This is a genomic window from Psychrilyobacter sp., from assembly GCF_037132775.1.
Classification (GTDB): Bacteria; Fusobacteriota; Fusobacteriia; order Fusobacteriales; family Fusobacteriaceae; genus Psychrilyobacter.
The window spans coordinates 1-6,252 of sequence record NZ_JBAHZY010000038.1; the positions used below are offsets into that span (position 1 = coordinate 1).

The 6,252-nt window shown below is 23.4% G+C and carries 7 protein-coding genes; 2 read left to right on the forward strand and 5 right to left on the reverse strand.

Annotation, left to right across the window (positions count from 1 at the left end):
* Positions 1 to 157: 157 nt before the first annotated feature.
* Positions 158 to 667, reverse strand: coding sequence for a hypothetical protein (locus V5784_RS02310; protein ID WP_336887435.1), 510 nt, complete (start codon positions 665 to 667; stop codon positions 158 to 160).
* Positions 651 to 1,748, reverse strand: coding sequence for an AAA family ATPase (locus V5784_RS02315; protein ID WP_336887436.1), 1,098 nt, complete (start codon positions 1,746 to 1,748; stop codon positions 651 to 653). The genes V5784_RS02310 and V5784_RS02315 overlap by 17 nt, the downstream gene beginning before the upstream one ends.
* 213 nt (positions 1,749 to 1,961) lie before the next feature.
* On the opposite strand from V5784_RS02315, the gene V5784_RS02320 reads away from it, so the two are divergent.
* Both V5784_RS02320 and V5784_RS02325 read left to right on the forward strand, forming a co-directional pair.
* Positions 1,962 to 2,174 (forward strand): DUF3892 domain-containing protein, encoded by a 213-nt coding sequence (locus tag V5784_RS02320; RefSeq protein WP_336887437.1) that lies wholly within the window; start codon positions 1,962 to 1,964, stop codon positions 2,172 to 2,174.
* A 17-nt stretch (positions 2,175 to 2,191) separates the two neighbouring features.
* Positions 2,192 to 2,401, forward strand: a complete 210-nt coding sequence (locus tag V5784_RS02325; protein ID WP_336887438.1) for a hypothetical protein — start codon at positions 2,192 to 2,194, stop codon at positions 2,399 to 2,401.
* A 202-nt stretch (positions 2,402 to 2,603) separates the two neighbouring features.
* On the opposite strand, the gene V5784_RS02330 is transcribed toward V5784_RS02325, so the two are convergent.
* The 3 genes from V5784_RS02330 to V5784_RS02340 are packed head-to-tail and all read right to left on the reverse strand — an operon-like array spanning position 2,604 to position 6,106.
* Positions 2,604 to 3,827, reverse strand: coding sequence for an MFS transporter (locus tag V5784_RS02330; RefSeq protein ID WP_336887439.1), 1,224 nt, complete (start codon positions 3,825 to 3,827; stop codon positions 2,604 to 2,606).
* 18 nt (positions 3,828 to 3,845) lie between these two features.
* Positions 3,846 to 4,934 (reverse strand): radical SAM protein, encoded by a 1,089-nt coding sequence (locus V5784_RS02335; protein WP_336887440.1) that lies wholly within the window; start codon positions 4,932 to 4,934, stop codon positions 3,846 to 3,848.
* Between the two features lie 8 nt (positions 4,935 to 4,942).
* Positions 4,943 to 6,106 carry a radical SAM protein gene (locus tag V5784_RS02340; protein ID WP_336887441.1) on the reverse strand — a complete coding sequence of 388 codons (1,164 nt, stop codon included), beginning with the start codon at positions 6,104 to 6,106 and terminating at the stop codon, positions 4,943 to 4,945.
* Positions 6,107 to 6,252 lie beyond the last annotated feature (146 nt).

Genomic DNA, 6,252 nt, shown 5'->3' on the forward strand with positions numbered 1-6,252 from the left:
TAGGCTCTGCTATTGACATACAAAAAATAAAGTTCTAATATATTAAAAACGAGAAGCAATAATTAAAGAATTATTACTCCTCTTTTTATAAAAGTTTTACATTAATTTTTAGAGTTTACACAAAACTTGCAACAGCCCCCCTATGGGATTTTATGTTTTATTTTTTTATTAAATTTGATTTGTTTTCAGATAAAAAATCTATGTTTTTTCCTATCCAAATTTTATTGATATCAAAGCTTTTTTCTTTTAGTTTTACTGATAAATTATTCGTTTTTATAAATCTTTTTTTATGTTCATTGATAGATTTTAAATTGAAAAATCCTTCAATTTTTTTTATAGAACAAGATTTTACCAGTTCATCTTCTAAAGTTTCATTTTGACAAATTACAATAACTTCTTCTGAGTATTTTTCTAATAACCTTAAATTTTCTTGTAAGAGTTTTGTATTGGCTTTTCCTGCTCTATATTCATCTGTATCAAAGATTAAAATACAAACTGTTTTTCCTCTTATATTTCTTGTTAAATTTCCTGCTTTTTTTGTCCAAGGATTAAAAACTAGAACTCTACCAGAATAAATATATTCATTTTTAATAGCCTTTATAAGAGCTGCTTCCGATTCTCCTTCAACTAAATAAAGTAGTTTGTATTCATTATTGCTCAGATTCATAACAAACCTCCTCTAATTCATAGAGTAGATCTGTTTTAGGAATTGTATTGAATACATCATTTTTAACAGCATTTATAATGGAACGGTCATTTCTCTTATAGATACTTTCTGGGTACACAGCTTCTATTTTTTCTTCCTTTTTAAAAAAAGTAAAACTATGAATAGGTAAATTCATCTCAAGTATATCTGTATTATGGGTGGTGAAAAAAAGCTGAGATTTTGAATCCATTAGATTTATCATTTGATTTAAAATTTCTATTTCTAATTCACTATGAACATAGGAAATTTTTTCATCGATAAAATACAACCCTCTATTTTTTCTAATATTATCAATGATATTTGCTATTTCAATTCCTTCTTCTGTTCCTTTGGATAAACTATTTTTTAAAATTTCACCATCTTGTACAATAACTGTTTTTCCAGTTTTAAAAACAATATGATAAGTATCCTCTACTTCTAAACTTTCCACAACTTCTTTGATTGATGGATCAAAAGTTTTCAGAATTAAATTAAGGATTTTTATATTATAGTTTTTATCTACAATTTCTCCAGGGAAAGCAAATAGAATACCTGTAAATAGATCTTCTATTGATTCTAAAGTTAAAAATAATTTTAGCCTTCTATCACCTTTTTTTATTTTATCAATATTTGCATATATTTTGAATTTTTTACAACAGTCTTCATATGAATTTTTCTTTGTAATTGTTGACTTTTCTATAGTTAATGTCTTTATTTCTTCATTTTCTATTATACACTTTACTCTATAAAGATTTAAATCACTTAAAACCAGATCGATCTCAAAATTAGCTTCCATCTGAAGGTTATCTATCATTTTAGTTAGATGTTTTGTATCTTTATCTATTAAAAATCTAAAAATATTATATAGTGTTTGTCCAAATATTGTCTTTCCTGTAGCATTGGCTCCCATTATTATATTAACTCTCTTAAACCTAAAATTTGGTTTTTCTTCTAAATATTCATATGGAATCGTTGAATCTTTTATTTTTTTAGGATATGAAAAATTTATATCAAAATTATTAAACTCATAAAAATTATTTACCTTTAAATTCATTAAAATCATAAAATCACCTCTTTTTTATAATTATAGCATATAAAAGACATAACTGGTAAATAAAAATACTTTTTAAATGATTTTAAATAAAAAATAGTTCTAGTTAAATCTAAAACTTTATTTTCTGAATGCAACCAATTTATTTTTTATTTACTTCTCTATAAAAATACAGTAATAGATAGTTGTACTGTTTATTTTAATATAATTAGGAGATGAGAATAGATGGCAAAAAAAATTCGTGGGAATCATGATGGAGAAAACGGACAAAATGAGAATTACACAATACAAGGGAGAGGAGAAGTTTCTAGAGAAACTCTTGTAAACGAAGTTGAAAATGGAAAACACTCTGACCACTCAATTTATGAAAGAAACGGAGAAAAATATGTAAGAGCTAATCCAGATGATAGTTCTGAGAATAATATTAATAAAAAATAAGTTATTAGGAGGAAGAAATGCATAAACATTATTATGTTAATAAAAAAGCACAATCAAATGGAGATCATGAGGTTCATACAGGAGAATGTCAATATTTACCTCTTTCAGAAAATAGAGAATATCTTGGCTATTTTGATTCTTGTAAGGACGCAGTGAAAAAAGCTAAAGAAATGTTTTCAAAATCGAATGGATGTTATTTTTGCTCTAGAGAGTGTCATACTAGCTAAATCAAACAATTAACGCGGACAGATATAGAATAAATTCGCAAACAAAAACTGAGAAAAGACTAAAAAAATAGACAGTATAAAAATAAGGGCTTTTAAGCCCTTATTTTATTGAGTTCTATTCTGAAAGTTCCAAAATGTTTATTCTGGAACTTTCATTAAAGAGGTTAGTAAAATATCGCATCAAAAATAAATTTTTTGTTTTTCATTTTTTAATAGATTTTAAAATAGCTTTATTATTGTAAGAATAACCAAGAAATGATCCAGTTAAAAAATAAATTAAAATCCCTAATATAATACTAATATCTGGGGAAAATTGGTCAACTATTTTTCCAGATAGAAATAATGTAAAAGGTAACGTTACTTTTATAAAGCTTATAAACAGCCCTATAATCTCCCCTCTTAAATTTTCAGGAGAATTATTTTGTAAGAATGTAAATAAAGGAATGTCTATAAAAGATATTGTAATTCCTAATAAAAACATCCCTAAACTATATATAATAACTATAACTATATCGGACAAATTAAAAATTATGGGAATCAAAAATATTAAACTTACACCTGTTAAAAAATAAAACAATTTAATAAAAAATTTGATTTCTAGTTTTTTATTAAATCTATTTATAATTATTGCACCAATTATTATTCCAAAAGGAGAAAATCCCTGAATTACTCCATAACTTTCTTTACTCAAATTAAAAACATTATTTACCAAATATGGAATAGGAATCAATATTGAAAAACCATAACCTATATTAAACATAATACCCATTAAAATAATTTTTTTCAAATACTTCGAATTCTTTATAAAATAATAACCTTCCCATTTTTTAGTATGTTTTTTCTTTTTTTCTTTTTTTTCTGAAAAGCTCAAAAAACATTCTAAAAGCATTGAGATAAAAAATGAAATTGAATTTAATAATATAAAGTATCTAATGTCTACAATGGCATAAACAATCCCACCCATTAAAGGTCCTAACACTCTACAACTTGAATCTATTATTGATGAAAAAGAATTAGCTTTCATCAACCACTCTTTAGGAAATAATTGAGGTTTCCCTGCATCATAAGCTAAAAATACAAAAAAACTTAAAAAACTACTTAAAAAACTACCAAAATATATTAAATAAATATTATTTACCTTATTCCACAAAATAAATATAAAAAGCATTAATATCGCATTAAAAAAATCTCCTACTATAATTATTTTTTTTTTAGGTAATAAATCAATTATCTTTCCTAAAAATGGTGCAGCTATTGCTAAAGGAAGAGTTGCAAAAATAATATTTATTGCAAAAAAAGAACTTTCCCCAGTAATTTCTAATAAAAATAATCCTGTCGCAAATGAAAAAATTACATTCCCTAATATAGTTATTAATAATCCTGGGAAAAAAATATATTTATTTTTTTCTATTGAAAAATCATTCATAAATATCTCCTCTTTAAATTACTCTGATTTATATAGAAAACAAGCATTATCTATGACTAAACCATTTGGATTTTTTTTATGGAAAGCAGGGCACCCTAAACATACGTTTTTAAAAACACAATTAAAGCAACTATTATTTTTTAAGGAATCTTGATATTCTTTTAATTCTTTATAAAAGTTTTTAAATTCAACACCCTTAATTTTTGCACAAGGATAAATTTTTCCATCACACTCAATTATATGTGTATTCATTGATAATACTGAACAACAAAGTGAAAAGGGTGTTTTTAACTGTTTTATATGTTCACTCTCTAAAATATACTTTTTATTATAAAGATATGGATACCATAAATGCTCTTTAAAGACTATATTTATATTAATTTTTTTTTGTTCTAATTGAAAACGATATAATTTTAAATAAGCTTCCATTGATGTATCAAAAAAATCTTTCATTTCTTTATTTGAAAAAGTGTTATCTAATTTTTCCTCATAATATCTCCCAGTTGAAAATCCTGTTATTTTTAATTTTTTTTCTAAAAGATATAAAAGTAAAGGAGCAATTTCTTTTGAATTTCTATTTGTCACTGTGTATTTTATGAAAACGGGAATATTTAATTCATTCAAAATTCTTATGGCATGTATAGTTTTTTTAAAGCTACCTTTACTTCTTAAAAAATCATGAGTGCTTTCTATTCCATCAATACTCAATTGATATCTTTTTATTTTATATTTTACAAGATCTTTTTTATACATATCCACTAAATGAGGGTTGCCTTTTATTCCATAATTTATATTCTTGTCACCTAAAAATTTTAAAATATCTTTTATACCTTTTTTTGATAGAGGGTCTCCTCCAATTAAATCTAAAACTGGAATTTTATTATCTGATTCTGATTTTTTTATAAATTTTTCTAATGTCTTGATTATTTCATTAGCAGAAAGTTCATTTTTTTTATTAAATTTTAAATAACAATGTGCACAATTTTCTGAACAGTTTTCTGTTACATATATTTGACAATAATTTTTTTCAGTTCTTGACTTTTGCTTTAATTGATAATATTTATTTACATAATATTTCATATAATTTTCAACATAATTTTCTGTCATAAGTACTCCTAATTTTTTAATAAATACAAATATAAATATTTTAAATCTTTCGCGTTAATTTTTATAATATTTTTAAAAAATAAAAAAGTTTCTTCATCTTTAAAAATTTTTTTCAAACTACTAAATATAAGAAAATAATATTTCTGTTTATACTTGCATTCTTCTAAAGTATTTATCTCTAAAGGGCAAAAGTGGCATATTGTGTTATACTTACATTTCGTACATTCTAATTCACCGTAAAAAAACTTTGAATTCTGTTCATTTTGTTTAAATGATATTTTCTTATCCCCATTTATTTCAAATAAATTAATCTCTGGTTCAACCTTTAAATAATATTCTTCTGGACAAGTATATATATTTCCATTTGGAAATATAGTTTTCCGTGATAACTTACTTACACACAAATATTCTTGATTTGAGGTCATTTTTAAAGAATATATAATTTCTTCAAGTATACTTTTAATAAATTTTGAACATTTCTCTACTTCTATTTTCTTTTCTTGAAATTGTTTAAAAATTAGTAAAAGGGTTCTTAAATATTTTTTTCTAAACTCTTTTTTATCCATTTTTAAATGATCCACAAAATATTCACAGTTTATTTGAATATTTTCAGTTTGTTCAAAATTTTCTGAAATATAAATAATTGTATCTAAAATTGAAATTTTATTTTTTAGATGCTCTTGATTATAGATGGATACTATACTGTCAATTGTATAATTATTTGAAATTAAATAATTATAATTATGTTTTATCAAATCATAACTAGAACTGTTTGAAACTAATTTTCGATTTTTATCGTGAATATATTTAGGACCATCAATACTTGTTATAAATTTAAATTTATGTCCCTCATCTTTTAGTTTTTTTAAAAAAATTTTAAATTTTTTAGATAATAGAGTTAAATTAGTAGAAAATACATATACCGGTTTCTTTATTTTATTCTCTTCGAGTAATCTGTCTATTTTAAAAATAATATCTTCTTTAAGTAATGGCTCTCCTCCAAAAAAATGTAGTATAGAAATTTTTTTTAAGACCTCTATCAAATAATCTAAATTTTCATTTCCCCAATCATTTTTTTTTTCAAAGTTATTTTTTCTTCTAAAAACATCTTGATAGCAATAACTGCAATTACAATTACATTTTTCAGTTAACATTATAGTTAAAGATTCCATTGACACTCTATGGTGGTCGTGTTTGTCAAACAGTTTATGAAAAAACTTAAGCAATTTTTTGAGTACCAAAATATACCTTAGCAGGTGTTTCATAATCTAAAGAACTATGTCCTCTATCGTTATTATAAAAATTAATATACCTTTTT

Coding starts and splice junctions, on each gene's coding strand:
- V5784_RS02320 (WP_336887437.1), top strand. CDS start 1,962: ATGGCAAAAAAAATTCGTGGGAATCATGATGGAGAAAACGGACAAAAT.
- V5784_RS02330 (WP_336887439.1), bottom strand. CDS start 3,827: ATGAATGATTTTTCAATAGAAAAAAATAAATATATTTTTTTCCCAGGA.
- V5784_RS02325 (WP_336887438.1), top strand. CDS start 2,192: ATGCATAAACATTATTATGTTAATAAAAAAGCACAATCAAATGGAGAT.
- V5784_RS02335 (WP_336887440.1), bottom strand. CDS start 4,934: ATGACAGAAAATTATGTTGAAAATTATATGAAATATTATGTAAATAAA.
- V5784_RS02340 (WP_336887441.1), bottom strand. CDS start 6,106: ATGGAATCTTTAACTATAATGTTAACTGAAAAATGTAATTGTAATTGC.
- V5784_RS02310 (WP_336887435.1), bottom strand. CDS start 667: ATGAATCTGAGCAATAATGAATACAAACTACTTTATTTAGTTGAAGGA.
- V5784_RS02315 (WP_336887436.1), bottom strand. CDS start 1,748: ATGATTTTAATGAATTTAAAGGTAAATAATTTTTATGAGTTTAATAAT.